The organism is Streptomyces sp. NPDC046939 (genome assembly GCF_040644575.1).
In the GTDB taxonomy this organism is placed as follows: Bacteria; Actinomycetota; Actinomycetes; order Streptomycetales; family Streptomycetaceae; genus Streptomyces.
The window spans coordinates 16,983-39,977 of sequence record NZ_JBEYWV010000026.1; the positions used below are offsets into that span (position 1 = coordinate 16,983).

The 22,995-nt window shown below is 72.7% G+C and carries 24 protein-coding genes and 1 riboswitch; of the genes, 13 read left to right on the plus strand and 11 right to left on the minus strand.

Translation table 11 applies throughout. The annotated features are described in order from the left end of the window. Positions 1-14: 14 nt before the first annotated feature. Positions 15-169: riboswitch (SAM riboswitch) on the minus strand. 144 nt (positions 170-313) lie between these two features. Genes ABZ877_RS26340 through ABZ877_RS26350 form a run of 3 tightly spaced genes read left to right on the plus strand, consistent with a single transcriptional unit; the run spans position 314 to position 2,940 of the window. Next, entirely contained in the window at positions 314-1,261 is a 948-nt protein-coding gene (locus ABZ877_RS26340) for a glucosyl-3-phosphoglycerate synthase (RefSeq protein WP_361075366.1), read from the plus strand. A gap of 36 nt (positions 1,262-1,297) precedes the next feature. Then, positions 1,298-1,519, plus strand: a complete 222-nt coding sequence (locus ABZ877_RS26345; protein WP_361075368.1) for a hypothetical protein — start codon at positions 1,298-1,300, stop codon at positions 1,517-1,519. Positions 1,520-1,548: 29 nt separating this feature from the next. Further along, entirely contained in the window at positions 1,549-2,940 is a 1,392-nt protein-coding gene (locus ABZ877_RS26350) for a trehalose-6-phosphate synthase (RefSeq protein WP_361075370.1), read from the plus strand. Between the two features lie 342 nt (positions 2,941-3,282). Here ABZ877_RS26350 and otsB read toward each other — a convergent pair whose 3' ends face one another. From otsB to ABZ877_RS26365, 3 genes are all read right to left on the minus strand, one after another. After that, on the minus strand, positions 3,283-4,146 hold the full coding sequence (otsB, locus tag ABZ877_RS26355; protein ID WP_361075372.1) for a trehalose-phosphatase: 864 nt from the start codon (positions 4,144-4,146) through the stop codon (positions 3,283-3,285). A 72-nt stretch (positions 4,147-4,218) separates the two neighbouring features. After that, positions 4,219-4,464: a DUF3263 domain-containing protein gene (locus tag ABZ877_RS26360; protein ID WP_361075373.1), complete on the minus strand. Its 246-nt coding sequence runs from the start codon at positions 4,462-4,464 to the stop codon at positions 4,219-4,221. 10 nt (positions 4,465-4,474) lie between these two features. Next, on the minus strand, positions 4,475-5,689 hold the full coding sequence (locus tag ABZ877_RS26365) for an extracellular solute-binding protein (protein ID WP_361075588.1): 1,215 nt from the start codon (positions 5,687-5,689) through the stop codon (positions 4,475-4,477). Positions 5,690-5,922: 233 nt separating this feature from the next. Between ABZ877_RS26365 and ABZ877_RS26370 the strand changes: the two genes are divergently transcribed. From ABZ877_RS26370 to ABZ877_RS26380, 3 genes are all read left to right on the plus strand, one after another. Continuing rightward, a complete protein-coding gene (locus ABZ877_RS26370; RefSeq protein ID WP_361075375.1) occupies positions 5,923-6,873 on the plus strand; it encodes an ROK family protein in 951 nt (316 codons plus the stop codon). After that, positions 6,873-8,057: an N-acetylglucosamine-6-phosphate deacetylase gene (gene nagA, locus ABZ877_RS26375; RefSeq protein WP_361075377.1), complete on the plus strand. Its 1,185-nt coding sequence runs from the start codon at positions 6,873-6,875 to the stop codon at positions 8,055-8,057. The genes ABZ877_RS26370 and nagA overlap by 1 nt, the downstream gene beginning before the upstream one ends. A gap of 136 nt (positions 8,058-8,193) precedes the next feature. Further along, positions 8,194-9,123: a 1-phosphofructokinase family hexose kinase gene (locus ABZ877_RS26380; protein ID WP_361075379.1), complete on the plus strand. Its 930-nt coding sequence runs from the start codon at positions 8,194-8,196 to the stop codon at positions 9,121-9,123. A 15-nt stretch (positions 9,124-9,138) separates the two neighbouring features. On the opposite strand, the gene ABZ877_RS26385 is transcribed toward ABZ877_RS26380, so the two are convergent. After that, positions 9,139-10,113 (minus strand): carbohydrate-binding protein, encoded by a 975-nt coding sequence (locus ABZ877_RS26385; RefSeq protein WP_361075380.1) that lies wholly within the window; start codon positions 10,111-10,113, stop codon positions 9,139-9,141. Between the two features lie 120 nt (positions 10,114-10,233). Further along, a complete protein-coding gene (cdgB, locus tag ABZ877_RS26390) occupies positions 10,234-11,940 on the minus strand; it encodes a diguanylate cyclase CdgB (protein ID WP_361075382.1) in 1,707 nt (568 codons plus the stop codon). A 329-nt stretch (positions 11,941-12,269) separates the two neighbouring features. Between cdgB and ABZ877_RS26395 the strand changes: the two genes are divergently transcribed. Further along, on the plus strand, positions 12,270-12,821 hold the full coding sequence (locus ABZ877_RS26395; RefSeq protein WP_361075384.1) for a flavin reductase family protein: 552 nt from the start codon (positions 12,270-12,272) through the stop codon (positions 12,819-12,821). A gap of 154 nt (positions 12,822-12,975) precedes the next feature. Here the strand turns inward: ABZ877_RS26395 and arfB are convergent, their stop codons facing one another. Next, positions 12,976-13,401, minus strand: a complete 426-nt coding sequence (gene arfB, locus ABZ877_RS26400; protein WP_361075386.1) for an alternative ribosome rescue aminoacyl-tRNA hydrolase ArfB — start codon at positions 13,399-13,401, stop codon at positions 12,976-12,978. Between the two features lie 174 nt (positions 13,402-13,575). On the opposite strand from arfB, the gene ABZ877_RS26405 reads away from it, so the two are divergent. Further along, positions 13,576-14,151, plus strand: a complete 576-nt coding sequence (locus ABZ877_RS26405; protein ID WP_361075388.1) for a TerD family protein — start codon at positions 13,576-13,578, stop codon at positions 14,149-14,151. A gap of 79 nt (positions 14,152-14,230) precedes the next feature. Here the strand turns inward: ABZ877_RS26405 and ABZ877_RS26410 are convergent, their stop codons facing one another. Beyond that, positions 14,231-14,839, minus strand: coding sequence for a LysE family transporter (locus ABZ877_RS26410; protein ID WP_361075390.1), 609 nt, complete (start codon positions 14,837-14,839; stop codon positions 14,231-14,233). Between the two features lie 170 nt (positions 14,840-15,009). Here ABZ877_RS26410 and ABZ877_RS26415 point away from each other — a divergent pair, with 170 nt between their 5' ends. Further along, a complete protein-coding gene (locus ABZ877_RS26415) occupies positions 15,010-15,537 on the plus strand; it encodes a GNAT family N-acetyltransferase (RefSeq protein ID WP_361075392.1) in 528 nt (175 codons plus the stop codon). A 2-nt stretch (positions 15,538-15,539) separates the two neighbouring features. On the opposite strand, the gene ABZ877_RS26420 is transcribed toward ABZ877_RS26415, so the two are convergent. Both ABZ877_RS26420 and ABZ877_RS26425 read right to left on the minus strand, forming a co-directional pair. After that, positions 15,540-16,904, minus strand: coding sequence for a M1 family metallopeptidase (locus ABZ877_RS26420; RefSeq protein WP_361075591.1), 1,365 nt, complete (start codon positions 16,902-16,904; stop codon positions 15,540-15,542). 161 nt (positions 16,905-17,065) lie between these two features. Next, positions 17,066-17,632, minus strand: a complete 567-nt coding sequence (locus ABZ877_RS26425) for a heme-binding protein (RefSeq protein ID WP_361075394.1) — start codon at positions 17,630-17,632, stop codon at positions 17,066-17,068. Positions 17,633-17,964: 332 nt separating this feature from the next. On the opposite strand from ABZ877_RS26425, the gene ABZ877_RS26430 reads away from it, so the two are divergent. From ABZ877_RS26430 to ABZ877_RS26440, 3 genes are all read left to right on the plus strand, one after another. Then, complete coding sequence (locus ABZ877_RS26430; RefSeq protein WP_361075594.1) at positions 17,965-19,107, plus strand: sensor histidine kinase; 1,143 nt, start codon at positions 17,965-17,967, stop codon at positions 19,105-19,107. Between the two features lie 152 nt (positions 19,108-19,259). Then, the gene (locus ABZ877_RS26435) at positions 19,260-19,889 is read left to right on the plus strand and encodes a response regulator transcription factor (RefSeq protein WP_361075396.1); all 630 of its coding nucleotides are present in this window, start codon (positions 19,260-19,262) and stop codon (positions 19,887-19,889) included. A gap of 31 nt (positions 19,890-19,920) precedes the next feature. After that, complete coding sequence (locus ABZ877_RS26440; RefSeq protein WP_361075398.1) at positions 19,921-20,430, plus strand: hypothetical protein; 510 nt, start codon at positions 19,921-19,923, stop codon at positions 20,428-20,430. A 218-nt stretch (positions 20,431-20,648) separates the two neighbouring features. Here ABZ877_RS26440 and ABZ877_RS26445 read toward each other — a convergent pair whose 3' ends face one another. Then, positions 20,649-21,335: a pentapeptide repeat-containing protein gene (locus ABZ877_RS26445; RefSeq protein WP_361075400.1), complete on the minus strand. Its 687-nt coding sequence runs from the start codon at positions 21,333-21,335 to the stop codon at positions 20,649-20,651. Between the two features lie 142 nt (positions 21,336-21,477). On the opposite strand from ABZ877_RS26445, the gene ABZ877_RS26450 reads away from it, so the two are divergent. Next, positions 21,478-22,491: a zinc-binding dehydrogenase gene (locus ABZ877_RS26450; protein ID WP_361075402.1), complete on the plus strand. Its 1,014-nt coding sequence runs from the start codon at positions 21,478-21,480 to the stop codon at positions 22,489-22,491. A 30-nt stretch (positions 22,492-22,521) separates the two neighbouring features. Here the strand turns inward: ABZ877_RS26450 and ABZ877_RS26455 are convergent, their stop codons facing one another. Further along, positions 22,522-22,995 (minus strand): GNAT family N-acetyltransferase, encoded by a 474-nt coding sequence (locus tag ABZ877_RS26455; RefSeq protein ID WP_361075404.1) that lies wholly within the window; start codon positions 22,993-22,995, stop codon positions 22,522-22,524.

Below are 22,995 nucleotides of genomic sequence, written 5' to 3' on the forward strand. Positions count from 1 at the left end.
GGCGAGGCCCTTTCTCCTCATCTTCCTCGCGGCGCATCTCGCCGCGAGACGGATTTGGCACCTTCCCTAGCCGGGAGCCTCGCGGTGGACGTTGCGGTGTCCTACGAGACCGGCTGGAGGGTTGCCGGGGCTTCAACGGGCCGTATCCCTCTGCCCCTCTGGATGAGCGGTATGTGGTTGTCCGGCGCGGCGACCCCGGCATGCGATGGTCACCGGCCTTGTTCAAGACTGTAACCGAAGGCCCGGACCCTTGAGATAGTCGTCCGAACCGCGAGATGGATCACATCCCACGCCCCCGAAGGAGCCACCGACCGTGCTGGAAGAAGTCGAACGCTGGCTCGAACAGCGCTCCTGGTCCGTGGCCGACCGCCCGCTGCACCAGCTCGTCGCGGCGAAGCGCGCGTCCGGCCAGACGGTGAGCGTCGTGCTGCCCGCGCTCGACGAGGAGGCGACGGTCGGCGACATCGTTCGCATCATCCGGCGCGAGCTGATGACGGAGACGGTCCCCCTCGTCGACGAACTGGTCGTCCTCGACTCCGGCTCCACCGACCGCACCGCCGAGGTCGCCGCGGCGGCCGGGGCGCGCGTGGTCCACCGGGACACCGTCCTGCCACGCATACCGGCCCGGCCCGGCAAGGGCGAGGTGCTGTGGCGCTCCCTGTACGTCACGAGCGGCGACATCGTCTGCTACGTCGACGCCGACCTGCGGGAGTTCTCGGCGGACTTCGTCTCCGGGATCGTCGGCCCGCTCCTCACCGACCCGGACGTCAGCTTCGTCAAGGCGATGTACGACCGCCCGCTCGGCCAGGCCGCCGGGCAGGGCGGCCGCGTCACCGAGCTGATGGCCCGCCCCGTCCTCAATCTGCACTGGCCGCGCCTGGCCGGTTTCGTCCAGCCCCTTGGCGGCGAGTACGCGGCCCGCAGGTCCCTCCTCGAACGGCTGCCGTTCCCCGTCGGCTACGGCGTCGAACTCGGGCTGCTCGTGGACGCGCTGCACACCGTCGGCCTCGGCGCGCTCGCCCAGGTCGACGTCGGGGTGCGCATCCACCGCCACCAGGACGGGCTCGCGCTCGGCCGGATGGCGGCGGCCATCTACCGCACCGCCCAGGTGCGGCTCGCCCGCGGCCACCTGGTGCGGCCCGAGCTCACCCAGTTCGAGCGCGGCGACAGCCGCTTCGAACCGAGGACGTACGCCGTCGACACCGAGGAGCGTCCGCCGATGGCCGAGATCAGCGAGTATGCGCGGCGTCGCGTGGCGTAAGGGCGCGCGGTCATAAAACCTGCCTAGATTGCCCTCATGCGGCTCAAACACCTCACCAGCATGATGATGACGGCGGCGGCGGTGGCCGCCCTCGTCATGAACCCCACCGCCGCCGTCGCCGCCGAACGGGGCGTGCACCGGGACGCGGCCACGGACGCCGGACACTCCCGGCTCTGGCTCTACAGCGGGTTCGGCATCTCCCTGTGCGCACTCGGCGCGCTCGGCCTCGGAGCCGCGCGCAGCCGCCGCCGCGTTTGAACCCGGCCGAGCCGGGCTAGCGTGCCCATATGGCTTCCACGCAAGGTGCTGCTGAGGTTCTCGTCGCGTCCAACCGCGGTCCCGTCTCGTACGTCCTGAAGGACGGCGCCGACGGGGCCGGCATCGAGGCGAAACGCGGCGGCGGCGGACTGGTCTCCGCGCTCAGCGTCGTCAAGGACAAACTGTGGGTGTGCTCCGCCCTCACCGACGGCGACCGGGAAGCCGTACGGCGCGGCGTCACCGAACCCGGCGTCCGGATGCTCGACATCGACGCCGGTGTCCACGCGGACGCGTACAACGGCGTCGCCAACTCCGCGCTCTGGTTCGTGCACCACATGCTGTACCAGACGCCCCTCGAACCGTCCTTCGGCCCGGAGTTCCGCCGCCAGTGGGAGTCCTACGAGGCATACAACCGGGCCTTCGCCGAAGCCCTCGCCGAGGAGGCCGCACCCGGCGCGACCGTCGTCGTGCAGGACTACCACCTCACGCTCGTCCCCGGCATGCTCCGCGAACTCCGCGACGACCTGCGCATCGGGCACTTCTCCCACACGCCCTGGGCGCCCGTCGACTACTTCCGGATGCTCCCCGACGACATCGCCGAGAAGATCCTCCAGGGCATGCTCGGCGCGGACCGGCTCGGCTTCCTGACCCGGCGCTGGGCGGACGCCTTCACCGACTGCGCTACGCGCATCCTCGGGGGCACCTCCGGCACGCGCATCGGCGTGCACGGGCTCGGCGCCGACGCGGACTTCCTCCGGGAGCGGGCCGGCCGCCCTGACGTGGACGAGCGGCTGGCGGCGCTGCGGGAACAGGTCGGCGAGGGCCGCAAGGTCATCGTCCGGGTCGACCGCACCGAGCTGTCCAAGAACATCGTGCGGGGCCTGCGGGCGTACGAACTGCTCCTTGAGACCCGGCCCGAGCTGCACGAGAAGGTCGTCCACGTCGCCTTCGCCTACCCCTCACGGCAGGACCTCGCCGTGTACCGCGACTACACCGCCGAGGTGTCGCGGGTCGCCGAAGCCATCAACGAACGCTTCGGCACGCCCGGCTGGACGCCGGTCGTCCTCCACGTCAAGGACGACTTCGCGCGGTCGCTGGCCGCGTACCGGCTGGCGGACGTCGCCCTGGTCAACCCCATCCGGGACGGCATGAACCTCGTCGCGAAGGAGGTGCCCGTCGTCTCCGAGGAGGGGTGCGTCCTGGTGCTCTCCCGGGAGGCGGGGGCGTACGAGGAGCTGGGGGACGACGCGCTCGTCGTGAACCCGTACGACGTGAGCGGGACGTGTGAGGCGCTTGGCGCGGCGCTCGCGATGTCGGGGGAGGAGCGGGCGGAGCGTACGAAGCGGTTGGCTGCGGCGGGGACCGCGTTGCCGCCCGGGCAGTGGTTCCTGGACCAGCTGTCGGCGCTGCGGGACGCTTGACCGGGCCGGCCTTTCGCGCCGCGGGCCCACCGCTCGGACGGCCTCCGCGGCTCTCGTCGTGGCTGGCCGCGCAGTTCCCCGCGCCCCTGGAATGCGCACTGCGTGCGGCATTCCCCTGTGGTCGTACGCGGCTTTCGTCGTGGTTGCTCGCGCCGTTCCCCGCGCCCCTGAGATGCGCACTTCGTGCGCCATCTCATGGGGCGCGACCGGGGGAAGGCGCGGCGAAGCCGCAGGCCTTCAGGGGCGCGGGGAACTGCGCGACCAGCCACGACGGCGGTGCACCCGGCGACGGATCGACCTGGGCAGACGGGAGGCCCGCTCGACGGGCCCGCGCTTGTCCGGTCAACGGGATACGTGACGGGCCAAGTTCGCGAGCAGCGCTGAGACCTCGGCCGGGCCGGTCACCACCAGGTCCGCCCGGTCCGCCAGCTCCGGAACCTCCGCGCTGCCGCTGCAGACCAGGACACCCGGCACCCCATCGAGCCGCAGCTTCTCGACCGCCGAGAAGGCCGGGAGGTCGCCCAGGTCGTCCCCCGCGTAGAGGACCGATTCCGCGCCGACCTCACGGACGTACTCCGTCAGCGCCACCCCCTTGTCCACCCCCGGCGGGCGCAGCTCGAGGACCATGCGGCCGGGCTCGACGACCAGGCCGTGGCGCGCGGCCAGCGCCGTCAAGGGCGCCCGGAGCGCCTCGAACGCGCCTTGCGGGTCCGCCGCCCGGCGCGTGTGGACCGCGACGGCCCGCCCCTTCTCCTCGACGTACGTGTCGTGCCAGAGCCCGCGTTCGTGCAGCACACCGGGGAGTTCGGAGCGGACGGCGGCGACCCCCGGATGCGGCGCGGGCGCGCGCACCGTGCCGGTCACCGCGTCCCAGCGCTCCGCGCCGTAGTGCCCGAGGACGACGAGGTGTTCGAGGCCGGGCACACCGGCGAACCCGCCGTGGCGGACCGCCACCCCCGCGGGCCGCCCGGTGATGACGGCGACGGAGGCGACGCGGGGCGCGAGCGCGGCGAGCGCGGGCACCGCGTCGGGGTGGGCGCGGGCCTGCTCGGGGTCGGCGACGATGGGCGCCAGTGTCCCGTCGAAGTCGACGGCGATGACGCTCCGCTCCGGCCGGGCGAGGATGGCGGCGAGGCCGTCACGCCCGGCGGCGGTGGAGGGGGTCGGAAGGTCGTCGCGGTGGTCGTCCGTGTGATGGCTGCCCATGCGGTCGACTTTATCCACAGGGAACCCCGCTAATCGTGGGCCGCGACACACCCGCGGCGCACCCGGGCGGGCTCAGCGCTCGCGCCGCCGGCTCTCCCGTACCCGGCGCAGCCTGTTCACCGTCACGGGGGCGAGTGCGAGCGCCCGCGGGTCGTCGAGCAGGGCGTTGAGGAGCTGGTAGTAGCGGACCGGCGCGAGGTCGAGCTCCTCGCGGATCGCGCGCTCCTTCGCGCCGGGTGTCTCCCAGCCGCGCCCCTCGAACGCGAGCACCGCCCGCTCGCGTTCGCCCAGGGAGTCCGGTGCGTCGGGTGTGTCCATGCCCGTCACGCTACTCGGCGGCTTCCGCGGCCGCCGCCTGGTTCTGGATCCTGCCGAGGACGGCGCCCGCGCTGCTGTTGGGGGAGACGGCGGAGCCGATCTGGTCCTTGATGTCGGCGCTGACGGAGGCCCAGGACGTCTTGCCGACGGGGTAGATCTCGGCGTTGGGCAGGCTCTTGAGGAACGGCCAGAGCTTCTTGTCCTCGGTGGCGGCGGACATGGCCTCGGAGGCGCTGTTGGTGACGGGCAGCAGGTTGTACTCGCGGGAGAACTCCAGGACGTTCTTCTCGCTGTAGACGAAGTTGAGGAAGTCGCCGACCTCCTTGCGGTGGCCGTTCTGCTTGAACGCCATCATCCAGTCGGCGACGCCCATGGTGGACTTGGCCGGCCCGTCGGGGCCGGGCAGCGGCACGGTGCCGTAGTCGACGCCCTGCTTGGCGGCCATCTGCATCAGGGTGGGGTGGCCGTTGAGCATGCCGACCTCGCCCTTGGCGAACGCGGCGAAGGCGCCGGCCCGGTTGAGGTCGCCGGGTGCGGTGGGCCCGGTGAGGCCCTTGCCGACGAGGTCGTTCTTCAGCCAGTCGAACGTGGCGACGTTCTGCTTGGAGTCGATGGTGTAGGAGCCGACGTCGTCGGTGTAGCCGTCGCCGCCGCTGAGCATCCAGATCATGGTCTCGGCCTGGGCCTCCTCCCGGCCGAGCGGCAGCGCGTAGGGGATCTTCACACCGTGCGCCTTGAGCGCCTTGGCGTCGGCCTCCAGCTCGTCCCAGGTGGTGGGCGGGGTGATGCCGGCGTCCTTGAAGAGCTTCTTGTTGTAGAAGAGGAGGCGGGTGGAGGAGGCGAACGGCATGCCGTACTGGGTGCTGTCGACCTCGCCCGCCTCGGCGAGCTGCGGCAGGTAGTCGGCCTGGGTCGGCACGTTGAGCAGGGTGCTGACCGGGTAGAGCTTGCCGTCCGCGGCGTAGTCGGCGTAGGCGCCTATCTGGGCCATGTCGGGGGCGTGGCCCTCGTCGACCATGGTCTTGACCTTGGCGTCCACGTCGTTCCACGAGTAGACGTCGACGTCGATCTTGACGCCCGGGTGGTCCTTCTCGTAGGCGGCGGCCAGCTTGTCCCAGTACTTCTGGCTGCTGTTGGCCGCGGAGTCGCCGTAGTCGGCGGCGACGAGCTTCAGGGTGACGTCGCTCGAGCCCGAGCCGCCGCAGGCGGTGAGTGTGCCCGCCATGCCCAGTGCGACCGCCGCTGCCGTCAGACCGGTGATGTACCGCTGCACCGCTGTTCCCACCCTCGTATGTGTGTCACGTGCGTGATCCCGTACATAGCGCCGCCGGGGATCACCCGGAGGCGGACCTAAGGTCTACACCACCCTGCGGCCCGGTCGGAAAACAGGGCCGTCCGCGCGCAAGATCGTGCGAATGGACTAGACCTCTCAAGGGTGTTCGCGCGACACTGTGCCCCGTGGAACATGTCATCGCCCTGGACGTGGGCGGCACCGGGATGAAAGCCGCCCTGGTCGGGGCGGACGGCGCGCTGCTGCACCAGGCGCGCCGGGCGACCATGCGCGAGCGCGGCCCGGACGCGGTGGTCGAGTCGATACTGGGCTTCGCCGCCGACCTGCGCGCGTACGGGGAGAAGCACTTCGGCGCGCCCGCCCTTGCCGCCGGTGTCGCCGTGCCGGGTGTCGTCGACGAAAGGGACGGCATCGCGGTGTTCGCCGCCAATCTCGGCTGGCGGGACGTGCCGATGCGGGCGCTGCTGAGCGAGCGGCTCGGCGCCCTCCCCGTCGCCCTCGGCCATGACGTGCGCACCGGCGGGCTCGGCGAGGGCCGGCTCGGCGCGGGCAAGGACGCCGACCGGTTCCTGTTCATGCCGCTCGGCACGGGGATCGCCGGGGCCATCGGCATCGAGGGCCGGATCGAGCCGGGCGCGCACGGTTCGGCCGGGGAGATCGGCCATGTCGTGGTGCGGCCGGGCGGTGTGCCGTGCGGCTGCGGTCAGCGCGGCTGTCTGGAGCGGTACGCCTCCGCGTCCGCCGTGACCCTGGCCTGGCAGGCGGCGAGCGGCGACGAGGAGGCCACGGCGGCGGACTGCGCGCGGGCCGTCGACGCCGGTGACCCGCTGGCCGCCAAGGTGTGGCAGGACGCCGTGGACGCGCTCGCGGACGGGCTCGTCATGGCGCTCACTCTCCTGGACCCCCGCACCATGATCATCGGTGGCGGTCTGGCCGAGGCCGGGGAAACGTTGTTCACGCCCCTGCGGGCGGCGGTCGCGGAGCGCGTCACGTTCCAGGCCCTGCCCGAGATCGTCCCGGCCGTCCTCGGGGACACCGCCGGCTGCCTGGGCGCGGGTCTGCTCGCCTGGGACCTGCTCCAGAACCCATCCACCGATAGCGCGGAGGTAACCGCCTGATGGCCACAGCAAAGGTGCTCGCCGGTGCCCGGGTGGTACTGCCCACCGGGACCGTCACCGACGGACGCGTCATCGTCGACGGCACGAAGCTCGCGGACGGGGGTACCTCCCTGCCCGAGCGAGGCCGAGAGCTCGGGGGAGCTCCCGGTGACGCCGAGCACGTCGATCTCTCCGGCCACTGGGTGGTGCCCGGCTTCGTCGACATGCACAACCACGGCGGTGGCGGCGCCTCCTTCACCTCCGGCACGGTCGAGGAGATCCTCAAGGGCATCCACACCCACCGCCTGCACGGCACGACGACGGTCGTCACCTCGTTCGTGACCGGCGAGAGCGACTTCCTCGTCCAGCGCGCGGGCCTGCTCTCCGAACTGGCCGAGCAGGGCGAGATCGCGGGCATCCACTTCGAGGGCCCGTTCATCTCGCCGTGCCGCAAGGGCGCCCACGACGAGACGCTCCTTCGCGACCCCGACCCGGCCGAGGTCCGCAAGCTGATCGACGCCGCCCGCGGCACGGCCAGGATGGTCACCCTCGCCACCGAGCTGCCCGGCGGCATCGACTCCGTACGCCTCCTGGCCGAACAGGGCGTGATCGCCGCGATCGGCCACACCGACGCCACGTACGAGCAGACGGTGGAGGCCATCGACGCGGGCGCCACCGTCGCCACGCACCTGTTCAACGCGATGCCCGCCCTCGGCCACCGCGCCCCCGGCCCGATCGCCGCGCTCCTGGAGGACGAGCGGATCACCGTCGAGCTGATCAACGACGGCACGCATCTGCACCCGGCCGCGCTCGAACTGGCCTTCCACCACAAGGGCGGCGAGCGCGTCGCGTTCATCACCGACGCCATGGACGCTGCGGGCTTCGGCGACGGCCGCTACATGCTCGGCCCGATGGAGGTCGAGGTGAAGGACAGCGTGGCGCGGCTCGTCGAGGGCGGCTCCATCGCGGGCTCCACACTGACCCTGGACCGCGCGTTCAAGCGCGCGGTGACCGTCGACGCGCTCACCGTCGAGGACGCCGTCCGCGCCCTTTCGGCCAACCCGGCCCGCCTGCTCGGCATCGACGACAAGGTGGGCTCCCTGGAGCCCGGCAAGGACGCCGACCTCGTCGTCCTGGACGACGCCTTCGACCTCAAGGGCGTCATGCGCAAGGGCGAGTGGCTGGTGGAGCCCCAACTCGGCTGACTGTGCGGGCGGTTGGCCCACGGACTGGGCCAACCGCCTTGACTTTGGCATGATCAACCCCCGTAACTGAAAGCGACACCGTACGTACGCGTCCCTGTCGCGCCCGAACCGCGTCTCCATCGGGGGGTGAGGTCCTGTGATCCTCACAGTCACCTTGAACACCGCGCTCGACATCACCTACCGGGTCGACGCCCTGCGCCCGCACGCCTCGCACCGCGTCCGCGAGGTCACCGAACGGCCCGGCGGCAAGGGGCTCAACGTGGCGCGGGTGCTCGCCGCCCTCGGCCACGAGGTGACGGTCACGGGCTTCGTCGGGGGCGCCACGGGACGCACCCTCCAGGACCAGCTCCGGGGCGCGGACCGGATCTCCGACGCCCTGGTCCCCGTCAGCGGTCCGACCCGCCGCACGATCGCCGTGGTCGACGCGGCGAGCGGCGACACCACCCAGCTCAACGAGCCGGGCCCGCTGATCTCCCCCGCCGAGTGGACCGCCTTCCAGGAGGCGTACGAGGATCTGCTCCGCTCCGCATCGGCGGTCGCCCTGTGCGGCAGCCTGCCGCCCGGCGTCCCCGTCAACGCCTACGCGACCCTGGTCCGCGCGGCGCGGACCGCCGCCGTGCCCGTCCTCCTGGACACCAGCGGCGAACCCCTGCGGCGCGGCATCGCGGCCCGCCCCGACATCGTCAAGCCGAACGCGGACGAGCTGGCCGAACTCACCGGCTCGCACGAACCGGCGCAGGCCATGAAGGACGCCCGCAGGCGCGGCGCGCACGCCGTCGTCGCCTCGCTCGGCGCGGAGGGGCTGCGGGCGCTCACCCCCGAAGGCGCCTGGCAGGCGCCCGCACCGGACCGGCTCAGCGGCAATCCGACGGGCGCGGGCGACTCGGCGGTCGCGGGCCTGATCTCCGGCTGCGTGGAGCACCTGCCGTGGCCGCAGCGCCTGGCCCGCGCGGTGGCGCTGTCGGCGGCGACGGTGGTGGCGCCGGTCGCGGGCGAGTTCGACGCCCCGACCTACGAGAAGCTGGTGGGCGAGGTACGGGTGACGGACCAGGTCAGCGCGGCCTGATCCGTCACGAGGAACTCAGCTGGGAGGGTTGGTCGTGAGCCACATCTGATCGATGTTGGCGTCACACGTGTTGCCCGCTTCGCAGGAGACGGTGATCGCGTTCGTCCCCTTCGTGAGCTGGACTATCGCCCAGGTGTTGGTCCAGCCCTTCTCCCAGTCGCCTTCCTTGGCGTGGGCGAAGTTCGTCATGTTGAGCGGCCGGGTCTGCTTCGTGCCGTTCACATTGATCGTGGCGTCGGAGTCCTTGCCGGGCACGCCGTAGTTCACGTACAGCCGGTACTGGCCGTCCTTCGGGATGTCGTTGACGGTCCAGGTCAGGCTCGCGCCGACCTTGTTGAACCCCGCGACATAGACCCCGCCGGCCGCCTTCGCGCCCTTCACGTCGGACGCCACGACCGTGCCGCCGTCCAGCTTCAGCGCCTTCGCGTCGGTCTTCGGCAGGGCGGCGGGCGCCTCGGCCGTGGCCGACTGCGACGGCGTCGCGCTGGGCTCCACCGACTGCGAGTCCGCCGTCGGGGTGCTGCCCGCGTCGTTCTTGCCCTTGTCGTCGTCCGTGCCGTTGCTCATCATGGCGACGCTGATGCCGATCACCACGGCCGCCACCACGGCGACCGCGCCGATAAGCAGCGCCTTCGTGTTCGGCCCACGGCCCCGGCCGCCACCGCCGCGCGAGGTCTGCGGCGGAGCGGGCCGCGCGGGCGCGCCGCCGGGCAGCGTCTCGGGCGCCTGGTAGTAGGCGTTCGGCTGGTTGTAGGCGTTCGGCTGCTGGTACGCGGCGGTCTGCTGCTGGTGCTGCGGCACCTGCTGCTGCCCGTACTGGCGCTCGCCGACCGCGCGGACGTGGTGGTGCGAGGAGCGGGTGTGCGGGTAGCCGTAACCGCCCCCACCGCTGGGCGGGGTCGCCCCGGCCGCCTGTCCGTCGGCGTACAGATAGCCGAACGGGTCGTCGTCCTCGGGCGTGGTGCTCGCGCCGTTGTTGCCGGGCGCCATCCCTGATCACTCCTCACGCGTTTGCCTACCCGGCGAGCGTACCCGCTGCCGGACCCCCCACGGCGTGGCCTTGACCTCACTGAAACCTGCGAAATCAGCCGTTCTCCCCGGTCAGACCGGTCAGCCCGCCCGCCGGTGCTGTTTGGCACGTGATCTTTTCTCCACGTACATGCGCTGGTCGGCCGAGCTGAGGACGTCCTCGGCCGTCATGCCGCACTGCGCCCAGCCGATGCCGAAGCTCGCCCCCACGCGCACTGCCCGGCCGTCCACGCGGATCGGCGGGATGATCGCGTTGCGCAGCCGGACGGCGAGGTCCTGCGCGTCCGCCGCGCCGAGCCCGTCGGCGAGGACCACGAACTCGTCGCCGCCGAGCCGGGCCACCGTGTCCCCGTCCCGTACGCCGTTGGTCAGCCTGCGGGCCACCTCGATGAGGACGGCGTCCCCCGCGTTGTGCCCGAACCGGTCGTTGATCGACTTGAAGCCGTCGAGGTCGCAGAAGAGGACGGCCAGCCCCTTCGTGCCGTCGTCCACGCCGGTCCCGGTGGCGTCGGGCCCGTCGGGCGACGTCAGGTGCACGTGGTGGTCGCCCTCGAACCCGTCGTAGAGCCCGGACTGGTGCGGGACGGCGGGGACGGCCGGGACGGACCCGTAGTCGTAGTCGTGGCCGTGGAGGCCGTGCGGCCCGTGATCGCCGTAGGCGGCGTCCAGCGAGTCGATCGCGCTCGGCCTGCCGGTGTCCTGCGGGCGCTGGCACAGCCGGGCGGAGAGCCGCGCGCGCAGCTCCGCCGAGTTCGGCAACCCGGTCAGGGAGTCGTGCGAGGCGCGGTGGGCGAGCGCCAGCTCGCGGCGCTTGCGCTCCTCGATGTCCTCGACGTGCGTGAGGAGGAAGCGGGGCCCGTCGGTGGCGTCGGCGACGACCGAGTTGCGCAGGCTGACCCAGACGTAGCTCCCGTCGCGCCGCGCGAGCCGCAGCTCGGCGCGCCCTCCCTCCGCCGAGGTGCGCAGGAGCGTGCCTATGTCCTCCGGGTGCACGAGGTCGGCGAACGAGTAGCGGCGCATCGCGGAGGAGTGCCGGCCGAGCAGGCGGCACAGCGCGTCGTTGACCCGCAGGATCAGACCGTGCTGGTCACCGCCCATCTCGGCGACGGCCATGCCGGACGGCGCGTACTCGAAGGCCTGCCGGAAGGATTCCTCACTGGCCCGCAGCGCCTGCTGCTCCCGCTCCAGGCGGACCAGGGCGCGCTGCATGTTGGCCCGCAGACGGGCGTTGCTGATCGCGATGGCGGCCTGGAACGCGTACATCTGGAGCGCCTCGCGGCCCCAGGCGCCCGGCCTGCGGCCGTTGCGCGGGCGGTCCACGGAGATCACGCCGATCAGCTCGTCGCCCGAGCCGCCCGTCGCGTACATCGGCGCGAAGAGGCGGTCCGAGGGGTGCCACTCGTCCTCGAAGCGGGGCGGCGGGCCGTCGGTGAACCACTGCGGCACGTCGTCGTCGTCGAGGACCCAGCCCTCGGTGTACGGGATGAACCGCAGGGTGCCCCACGCCTCGCCCATGCTCAGGCGGCGGTCCCAGGACTCGCGGGAGCCGACGCGGCCGGCGATCAGCGCCTCGGCGGCGGAGTTCCCGGCGAGGGCGGCGACGACCAGGTCGCCGTCGGGCTGTACGAGGTTCACGCACGCCAGCTCGTAGCCGAGCCCGGTCACGATGCCGTCGGCGACCGTCTGCAAGGTGTCGGCCAGACTGCGGGCGGTGTTCATGTCCGCCATCACCTGGTGCAACTGATGCAGGGTCGCAAGACGGACGTAAGGCTCCGACTCGGTCTCCATGCTCAGTTCTCCCCGAGACCTCGACAGCACTCCAGAATTCTCATCGGCTCTCTACGCGCACGTGCATGAGCACGTTCATCTCGCAGTGTCGACGCCACTGAATCACAGCGAGCTGCCCACTCGGTACACAGGGTCAACAATTAATGCCTCCTGTGACTCAAGTCACAGGCCCTCCCTAGGGATTGAGGCGGTTACCTCGGGGAACCCTGTGAGTTTGCTTACTTCTCACCCGGCCCGCACGGTGGACCCGGGGCGGACCCGGGACCTAGGACCATTCTCGGCCATCCGTCCGATGTGGGGCGCATGGGCGCCGGGCTAGCGTCGGGAGCGTGTTGAAGACTTCCCCGATCACGGATGTGCATGCTGAAGGCGTGAGCACCGACGATTTCCGCGCCGCCCTGTCCCGTCTCGCCTCGGGGGTCGTCCTGCTGACCGCGCACGAGCCGCCGCTCGACCCCGACGGGCCCGCCGGGGAGGACGCGGGGATGACGGCCACGGCGTTCATGTCCGTCTCCCTCGACCCGCCCCTCGTCCTCGTCTCCATCCGCAACGGCTCCCGCATGGACGACCTCCTCGACGACCAGCCCCTCTGGGCCGTGTCCCTGCTCACCGAGGAGCAGAGCCACATCGCGGGCCGGTTCGCCATGAAGGGCCGCATCAGCGACCGGCTCCTGTTCGAGGACATCCCTTACGTGCGCGGCTCCCACACGGGGGCGCCGCTCGTGGGGGGTTCCCTGGCGACGCTCGAATGCCGCACGGAGCAACTGGTTCCCGCCGGTGACCACACGCTCGTGATCGGCCGGGTCCTGAGCGCGGCCCTCCCGAGCGCGGACGGCGGCCCGCTGCTCTATTTCCGGGGCAAGTACCGCACCCTGGGCTAGCCGCAAGGTCCGTGTCGTTCTTGGGTGCGGGTACGTCGTGGCTGGTCGCGCAGTTCCCCGCGCCCCTGAAATGCACACTTCGTGCGCCATTTCACGGGCGGCCAGGAGTGGGGCCGGGTTCGGCGGAGCCGGTAGGCCGCACCCCCGTAGCCGCCTACCAGCCCCGCCCGGACCGCCCCCGCTTGGTCTCGGCCCGCGCCTTCTTCTCCCTCAACCGGCGCTCGTTGATCCCGCGAGGGACCCGCGTGGGCCGCCGCGGCTTCGGCGGCGGCGCACTCGCCTCCGCCAGCAGCGCGGCAAGCCGCACGGCCGCCGCTTCCCGGTTGCGCCACTGCGACCGGTGCTCGGAGGCCCGTACGGACACGACCCCGTCCACGAGGCGCGACGCCAGCCGTTCGAGCGCCCGCGCCTTCCACACCTCGGGCAGCGCTTCGGTCGCCGCCAGGTCGAACCGCAGCTCCACCTGCGAGTCGCTGGTGTTGACGTGCTGCCCGCCCGGCCCGGACGACCGCGAGAAACGCCACTGGAGCTCGGCCTCCGGGAGGACGACCGAGCCGCGGATGGGATAGGGACCGGACATGGGTCCATGGTCGCGCGCCGACGCCGCCCGCGTCACCCGGTTTTCGCCCGCACCGAGACCCGGGTAAAGAAAGTAAAGAGAGCTGGAACCTCCGGTCCCCGCCCCGCGTTCATAGGGGTACGAGTAGCTTCGGGCTACGTACGCAGGATCGAAAACGAGGGAAGGACTCCCCCAATGGCTGTAAGCCTGTCCAAGGGTGGCAACGTCTCGCTGACCAAGGAGGCTCCGGGCCTGACGGCCGTCACCGTGGGCCTCGGCTGGGACGTCCGCACCACCACGGGCACCGACTTCGACCTTGACGCCTCGGCGATCGCCGTGAACCCGCAGGGCAAGGTCTACTCGGACGGCCACTTCGTCTTCTTCAACAACAAGCAGACGCCGGACCAGTCCATCGTGCACACCGGCGACAACCGCACGGGCGAGGGCGCGGGCGACGACGAGGCGATCAACGTCAACCTGGCGGCGCTCCCCGCCGACGTCGACAAGATCGTCTTCCCGGTCTCGATCTACGACGCGGAGAACCGCTCGCAGAACTTCGGCCAGGTGCGCAACGCGTACATCCGCATCGTCAACCAGGCCGGCGGCGCCGAGATCGCCCGCTACGACCTCTCCGAGGACGCGGCGACGGAGACGGCGATGGTCTTCGGCGAGCTGTACCGGAACGGGGCGGAGTGGAAGTTCCGCGCCGTCGGCCAGGGCTACGCCTCGGGCCTGACGGGCATCGCGCAGGACTTCGGCGTCAACGTCTGACGGTAGGCGGAAGTGAAGGGCGGCGGGCCTCGGGTGTGTGCACCGGGGGCCCGCCGCCCGCGTTCCGGCGGCGCCCCCGCTACCCCGTCAGCACCAGCCGCACCGCCAGCCCCGCGATGAGCGCGCTCGAAAGCAGCCCCGTCGCCCTCCGCCCCCGTACGCCGGTCAGCGCGCGGCCGAGCAGCGCGCCGCCGCCCGCGAGCAGCAGTTGCCAGCTCGCCGACGCGGCGAACGCGGCCACGGCGAAGGCGATCCGCGGCCCGGCCCCGGTGACCGCGTCGCCGCCGCCGAGGACGAGCGCCGCGAAGTAGATCACGGTCATGGGGTTGAGCAGCGTCAGGCCGAGGAGCCCCCAGTAGGCCCGGGCGGCGGCAGGCCGCGGCTCCGGAGCGGGTCGTGCGGCACACAGCGCACGTACGACGCCGTGCGCGGCCAGAGCGAGGAGGACGGCCGCCGCGCCCCAGCGCAGTGGGGTGCGGACGGTCTCGATCAGCGGGGCGAGCGCGGCCCCGCCCGCGACGGCGGTCAGCGCGTACAGCCCGTCCGCCGTGGCGACGTCGAGCGCGGCGCAGACACCCGTCCGCAGGTTCGTACGGGCCGTCAACGACACGAGGTAGGCCCCGACGGCGCCGACCGGGACGGCGATGCCGTACCCGGCGAGCACCCCCGCGACCAGGGCCCCGCTCACGCGAGGGGCGGGATCGGCCTCCGGCTCCGGGCGGCCCGCCGCTGTCGCCGCGCCACGACGGCGACAGCGGACAGCGGACGCGGAACGTACCGGTACGAGGTCATGGCCGAAATGCTGCGCGGCCGCGCGCCGCCCGCGCAACGCAATAAGGCGCTCCCTACGCTCACCGCATGATCCTCGAACCGCTCGACCCCGGCCCCGACCACGCCCTGCCCGGCGAACTGCTCACCGAGGTGACCGAGGTGTACGCCGCGAACCGGGAGTTCTTCGCCCTCAGCGGTGACTTCCCCGACCCGGACGCCATCACCGACGCGCAGGTCGCCGTCGCGCTCGCCGACGAGCTGGCCGTACCGGGCGCCGAGGTGCTGCTCGCGCGGGTGGGCGGGCGCCTCGTCGGCCTCGCCGTCACCCTCGCGCACCACCCCGAGGCCACCGAGCGGGACGACCCGGACCCGTGGATCGGACTGCTGATGATCACGGCGGACCGGCAACGGCAGGGGCTCGGGCGGGAGTTGGCGACCGCCGTCGAGGACCGGTTCCGGGCGGACGGGCGGACCGGCGTACGGCTCGCCGTGCTCGACACCAACCCCGAGGCGCTCGCCTTCTGGAGGGCGCTCGGCTACGTAGAGCTCGACCGGCGCCCGGACCTGCGGAAGGGCCGCCCGTGCCGGGTTCTGAGGAAACCGCTCACGCGCTGACCTCAGCCCCGCCCCGGCTTGCCGTCCCCGTACAGCCACACGTCCCAGACGCGCCCCAGCTCCTTCGCCCGGCCGGGGTTCTCCTTCTCGACGTACGCCGTGAAGTCGGCGGTGGAGGCGTTGCCGTACTTGTGGGCGGCGGCCCAGCCGCGCAGCAGGGCGCGGAACTTCGCGTCGCCGACAGTCCGGCGGATCTTGTGCAGGACCATGGCGCCGCGCTGGTACACGGGCGGGTCCGAGATCTGCGCGGCGGTGGGCGGGTCGGCGGGCGGGAAGGACCAGACGGTGTCGCTCCGGGGGCGTGCGTACAGCGCGTCGAAGGTCTCCTGGGCCGTCGGCCCGCCGTGCTCCTCGTCCCAGAGCCACTCCGCGTAGGTGGCGAACCCCTCGTTGAGCCACATGTCGCGCCACGACTCGGGCGAGACGGAGTCGCCGTACCACTGGTGGGCCAGCTCGTGGACGAAGGTGCCGAGGTCCGGGGCGCCGGGGAAGACGGGCCGGTTCTGGGTCTCCAGCGCGTACCCGGCGTCGCCCGCGCGGTCGATGACGGCGCCGGCGGACGAGAACGGGTACGCCCCGAACGTCCTCGTCCCCCACGCGATCACCTCGGGCAGCCGCGCCAGGACCTTGGCGCTCGCCTTCGCCTCGTGCGGATCGACGGCGGTGTGCACGGGCAGCCCGGAGGGGGTGGTGTACGTCCGCATCGTGAACCGGCCGATCGCCACGGTCGCCAAATAGCTCGCCATGGGCTGCGCGACGTGCCAGGCGTAGGTCGTGCGCCGCCCGTCGGCGGAGGTCCGCTCCCGCTTCGGCTCGCCGTTGGAGACGGCCTTCAACCCCTTGGGGACGGTGACCGTGATGTCGTACGTCGCCTTGTCGGACGGGTGATGGTTGCCGGGGAACCAGGCCATGGAGCCGGTCGGTTCGCCGAGGGCGAGGGCGCCGTCGGCGGTGCGCAGCCAGCCCTCCTCCGAACCGTCCGGGTCGGTGATCGTCACCGGCTCGCCCGAGTAGCGGACGGTGGTGCGGAACGTGGCGCCCTCGCGCAGTTCGTCGCGCGGGCGCACCTTCAGCTCGTACCCGACCCGGCTGCCCGCCGCGCGCTCCCCGTCGACCGTGACGCCGTCCACCGTCAGCCCCTTGAAGTCCAGGTCGAACGCGCTGAGCGCCTGCCGCGCGGTCGCGGTGATGTCGGCCCTGCCGGTCAGGCGGTGCGTGTCCGGGTCGTAGGCGAGGTCGAGGGCGTAGTGCGTGACGTCGTAGCCGCCGTTGCCGAGGCGGGGGAAGTACGGGTCGCGGAGACCGGCGGCGCCCGGGGTGCCGTGGACGCCGCCGGAACAGGCGGTGAGGGTCGTCACCAGGAGCAGGGCGGTAAGCGGTGCCGGGCGCGCTGCCAGGAACGGGGAGCGGCCGGGACGGTGGGGATGTTGGGGGCGGCGGGGCTGGTCGGAGCGGCGGGGCTGGTCAGGACGCACGACGCGATCCTATTGCCCCTCTATGTCCGGGCCGCCGCCCCCGTGCCACGGCCTCAGCGGAGGTGGAGCGAGTCCACACCGGCCTGCGCGAACTTCTCGTCCAGGTCGCCCGACGGGGCGCCGGCGACCCCGATGCCCGCGATCGGGGCGCCCTGCGACGCCACGGGCGCGCCGCCGCCGAGGAACAGCGTGCCGGGGATGTCCTTCAAGGTCGGCGCCTTGTCCAGACGCTTGGCCAGCTCGGACGTCGGGGCGTTCCACGAGACGGCGGTGAACGCCTTCTTCTCCGCCGCCTCGTACGCCTGCGGGCCCGCGCCGTCGCCGCGCAACGTCAGGACGGTGTTGCCGTTCCGGTCGACGACGGCGACGGAGACCTTCTGGTTCTCCTTCTTCGCGGCATCGAGCGCGGCCTGCGCGGCCTTGGTGGCGGACGCCAGCGTCAGATGCGTCGTCGACATGGTGGCGCCGCCACCCTTCGCGGCCGAGGCGGCGGCGGGCGCGGCGGCCGGGACCGCCGGGGCGGAGGCGTTGGCGCTGACGGTACCGGCCGTACCCGCGGCGACGGCGACGAGAACGGCGCCGCCGGTGAGGAGGGCGGAGCGGCGGGAGAGCTTCTTCATGGCGGTTCCTTGGAGTCTTGGAGGGATGTCCCGGGGGAGGTCCCGGGGGAGGTCCGGGAGGGGTACGGGGTTGGTCCGGCTGGTATCCAGACTGGGTCCGAGGCAGGGGCGGGGCCGTCGGTGTTTTGGTTGCTCGTGCGGGGCCGGGCGGCCGACAGCGGGGTCATCCGATCGGTTGACCCCGGGGGGCCGCGGGCGCCCGACAATGGAAGGGTCTGCCCAGTTCGGAGCCGTGACAGGAGAAGGAGGCGGCCGTGCCCGACAAGCCGTGGCCGCGCACCGACGGCCTCGACCGCAGCCACCGGGCCGACACCCGGCGCCTGGCCGCCGTCATGCACGCCGCGTTCTTCCTGCTCCTAGCCGTCGCCCTCGCCCGCTTCCTCCTGCGCCACCCCGGCGACGACCGCACCCCCTGGGCCGTCACCCTGTGCGGGTTGCTCGCCCTCGTGTACGTCACCGGGCTCGCCGCCCGCACCCGCTCCAGAGCGGGGCGACGGGTGTGGCTGCTGCTCGTCGTCGCCGTCTGGGTGGTGCTCGTCGCGCTCGCCCCGAGCTTCGCCTGGTGCGCGGTGCCGCTCTTCTACACCGGCCTGCGCACGCTGCCCACCCGCGCCGCGCTCGCCCTGGTGGCGCTGCTGACGGGGCTCGTCATCGCGGCGCAACTCCGGCTCGCCGGCCGCTGGGACCCGGACCTCGTGCTCGGCCCGCCCGCCGTCGTCGTCATCGCCACCGCCGTCTTCCTCCAGATGCAGCGGCAGGCCGTACGCCAGCGGGCCCTCATCGACGACCTCGTCCGCACCCGGCGCGAACTCGCCGCCGCCGAACGCCGCGAGGGCACTCTCGCCGAACGCCAGCGCCTGTCCATGGAGATCCACGACACCCTCGCGCAAGGGCTCTCCAGCCAGCAGATGCTGTTGCAGGCCGCCGAACGGGTCTGGGACACCGAACCGGCCAAGGCCCGCGCCCACGTCCGCACCGCCGCGTCCGTCGCCGAGCACAACCTCACCGAAGCGCGCCGCTTCGTGCACGACCTCGCCCCCGCGGATCTTGCGCGCGGGCTGGAGGAGGCGCTGCGGGCCGTGGCGGCGCGCGAATCGAGCGGCGGCCTGACGGTCCGGGTGACCATCGACCCCGCGAGCGGCTCCAACGGGCCCGTCCTCCCCGACCGCGTCCAGTCGGCGCTCCTGCGGATCGCCCAGGGCGCGCTCGCCAACGTACGCGAACACTCCGGCGCGACCACCGCCGCGCTCACCCTCACCCTCCTCGACGACCAGGTCGTCCTGGACATCGCCGACGACGGCCGCGGATTCGTCCCGACGGACCCGCCCGACGCGCCGTCCGGGGTACGCGGCCACGGCCTCCCGGCGATCCGCGCCCGCGCCCACCAGCTGGGCGGCACGGTCACGATCGAATCGACCCCGGGCGAGGGCACGGTGCTCTCGACATCGATCCCGCTGACGGGAGGAAGATCGTGAGGGGCCCGCGGAGAACAGCGCCCCGCAGGGGCGCGGGGAACTGCGCGACCAGCCACGACGACACCCGCACCCGCGAACAACCCGCCCCCCACGACGCGACGGCGACACCCGCACCCAGCCCCGAGCCCCCAGACCTCACAACAAGGAGCCCCGTGCCCCCGACCCGCCTCATCCTCTGCGACGACCACGCAGTGGTCCGCGCAGGACTCCTCGCCCTCCTCGACAGCGCGGACGGCATCGAGGTCGTCGGCGAGGCGGGCACCGGCGAGGAGGCGCTCGCGCTCGCCGCCAAACTGGCCCCGGACGTCGTGCTCATGGACCTTCAGCTCGGCGCGGGCATCGACGGCGTCGAGACGACCCGCCGCCTCACCGCGGGCCCGGGCCCCACCCCGCACGTCCTGGTCCTGACCACGTACGACACGGACGCCGACATCACCCGCGCGATCGAGGCCGGCGCGACGGGCTACCTGCTGAAGGCGGAGCGCCCGGAGGAACTGTTCGCCGCGATCCAGGCGGCGGCCCAGGGCCGTACGACCCTCTCCGCGCCCGTCGCCAGCCGCGTCATGGCCAACCTGCGCAAGCCCCGCCCGACTCTGACGGAGCGCGAACGCGACATCCTCGCCCAGTTGGCGCACGGCCTCGGCAACCGTGACATCGCCAAGGCCCTCTTCATCAGCGAGGCGACGGTCAAGACCCACCTGGGCCGCATCTACGACAAGCTCGGCGTGGACACGCGGGCGGGCGCGGTGTCGGTGGCGAAGGAACAACGCCTGCTGCCGTGAGCGCCTCCCGGGGCGTGACACCATCCCTTACGTGCTCGACATCGGCTACGCCCTCTCCCGCCGCTTCCCGGACCCCCCGCAGACGGACTACCGCCGCGCGGACGTCCACGCGCTGCGCCACGACCTGTTCTGCGGCGACGTGTATCTGGCCGACACCAAGGCCGACCGGGAGTTGTCCACAGCCTGGGGATGGGTGCCGGTGCTCGACTTCGCGTGGGCGCTGTGCGACATCGTGGAGCTGCTCGACCGGGACCCGCGCGGCAGCCGCAGCGCCACCCCGCAGTACGCGGAGCTGGACTTCACGGAGTCGACGGACCGCATGCTGTTCGAGCGCCGCTTCGGCTGGGTCGACGTGGAGGCCGACTGGATGCCCGGCGACGAACCCCCGCTGACCTTCTCCCACACGGAGCTGCGCCGCGAGGCCCGCGACTTCCTCCACGACCTGATCGCCGACCTGACCGACATGCACGAGCCCCTGGCGGACAACCCAACGATCTGGACCCTCCAGTCCCGCTTCCCCCGCGTCCCGGTCCCCGACTGACCAAAGGCCCCCACCAGGCACGACCCACCCGACGCGGCCCCGACCGTCGCAACCACCCACGCCGCCCCGGAGCTGGGCCGCCACGCTTCCCCCACCTGTCGAAACCACGCCAGCCCCCGCCCGGCAGGGCGCGACCACCCCAGCCCCCGCCCGCCCGGGAGCCCGCCTCCATCACCCGCACCCCCACCCGAAGCACCCCCGCCCCGCCCGAGAACCCGTCACCCCACCACCCGCACCCCCACCTGCGCCGCGAACGCCGGGGCCAAGTGGAAGAGTTGGGGTGGGGAGATCACCGAGCCGCCCAGGCGGTCGACTCCCCGCGCGATGCCCAGTTCGGCCGCGCCCCTCAGGTCGACGTCCGTCAGCGTCGCGCCCGTCAGGTCCGCGCCTTTCAGGACGCACCCGGGGAACTCGACCCGCTCCAGGCGGGCGCCGCCGAAGTCGGGTTCCACCAGTACGCAGCCGTCGAAGACGACGTCCTTGAGGCGTGCCGTGCGCAGGTTCAGGTAGTCGATCTTCCCGCTCTTGACGACGACCCGCTCCAGGACGGCCCCGTGCATCTGCACCCCGCCGAGCCGCGCGTCCGCCACCTCCACGTCCCGCAGGGTCGCCTCCGCGAGATCCGTGCCGACGCCTCTGATCCCGGTCAGCACCGAGTCCAGGATCCGCGCCCGCCGCAACCCCGCGTCGTCGAAGCCGCAGGCCCGGACCGCGCAGTCCATGAAGCGCGCCCCGGCCCCGTCCTGCCCCGCGAAGTCCGCCCCGTCGAACGCGAGCCCGTCGTAGTCCCCGTCCGGCTCCAGCCGCCCGCCCTCCTCCCACGGCACCAGCGGGGGCAACCGCACCTCCGCCCGCCGCGCCTTCTTCACCTTCGCCGCCGCCCCGCCACTCCTGTCCACTGCCATGCCCCCATGCTGCACTCCCCCACTGACATCCCCCGGCCACCGTCCACCCACCGCCCTGACCTCAACCGCCCTTGACCTCAACCGCGGTCGAGGTCGAAGACTGGCGCCCAGCCCCACCCCGCAACCCGCCAAGGGAGCAGCCGTGCACGCCATCCGCCTCCACGCCTTCGGCCCGGCCGAGAACCTGACCTACGAGAAGACCGACGACCCCGAGCCCGGCCCCGGCCAGGTCCGTATCGCCGTCGAGGCCGCCGGCGTACACCTCCTGGACACCGCCATCCGCAGCGGTGTGCAAGGCCCGCTGCCCCGCCTCCCCGATCTGCCCACCATCCCGGGCCGCGAGGTCGCCGGCACCGTCGAGGCGCTGGGCCCGGACACCGACCCGTCCTGGCTGGGCCGGAAGGTCGTCGCCCATCTGGGTTTCGCCCCCGGGGGCTACGCCGAGCTGGCCGTCACGGACGCCGACCGCCTCCACGACGTCCCGGCCGGACTCGACGCCGCCCGGGCCGTCGCCATGATCGGCACCGGCCGTACCGCCCTCGGCATCCTGAACTTCACCGAGACCACCCCCGACACGGTCGCGATCGTCCCCGCGGCGGCGGGCGGCATCGGCACCCTCCTCGTCCAGTACGTGAAGCACGCGGGCGGCACGGTCATCGGCCTGGCCGGCGGCCCCGCGAAGACCGCGCTCGTGGCGGAGAACGGCGCCGACCTCGCCCTCGACTACACACGCCCCGACTGGACCGCCCGGGCGGCCGACTTCCTCGTACACCTCGGCCGCGAGGCCACCGTCCTCTACGACGGCGTGGGCGGCCCCACCGCCACCGCCGCCCTGGACCTCCTCGGCCCCGGTGGCCACCACGTCATCTTCGGCTGGTCCGCCCAGGGCATCGGCGACACCGGCGGCCCCCTCCTCCTCGACGAGGCGGAACGCGCCCGCCGCGGCCTCGTGCAGGAGGAGGTCCTCGGCCCGGCGATGATGCGCAAGGCGGGCGGCGACAACCCCATCCGCACCCTGGAGCTCGCCGCCCTCGATCTCGCGGGCCGCGGCGTCCTCAGGCCCGCCGTCCACCGCTTCCCGCTCGCCCGGGCGGCGGCCGCGCACCACGCCCTGGAGACGCGCGGCACGACGGGCAAGGTGGTCCTCGAACCCTGAGAGCTGTCTTCGGAACCCCCGCGCGAGGGGCTACGAACCGAGCTTGTCCAGCGCCTCGCCGGTCAGCCGGTACACGCTCCACTCGTCCTGCGGCCGGGCCCCGAGCGCGCGGTAGAAGTTGATCGACGGCTCGTTCCAGTTCAGGACGGACCACTCCAGGCGCCCGTACCCACGCTCCACACAGATCCGCGCCAACTCGGTGAGCAGCGCCTTCCCGTGGCCGCCGCCCCGCGCCTGCGGACGCACGTACAGGTCCTCCAGGTAGATCCCGTGCACCCCGCGCCAGGTGGAGAAGTTCAGGAACCACAGCGCGAACCCGACCGGCTCCCCGCTCGCGTCGTCCTCGGCGATGTGCGCGAACGCGGCGGGGCGCTCCCCGAACAGCGCCTCGCGCAGCTGCTCCTCGGTGGCCTGCGCCTCGTCGAGGCAGCGCTCGTACTCGGCGAGTTCACGCACCATGGCGTGGATGACGGACACATCGGCGGGGGCTGCGGCTCGGATCAT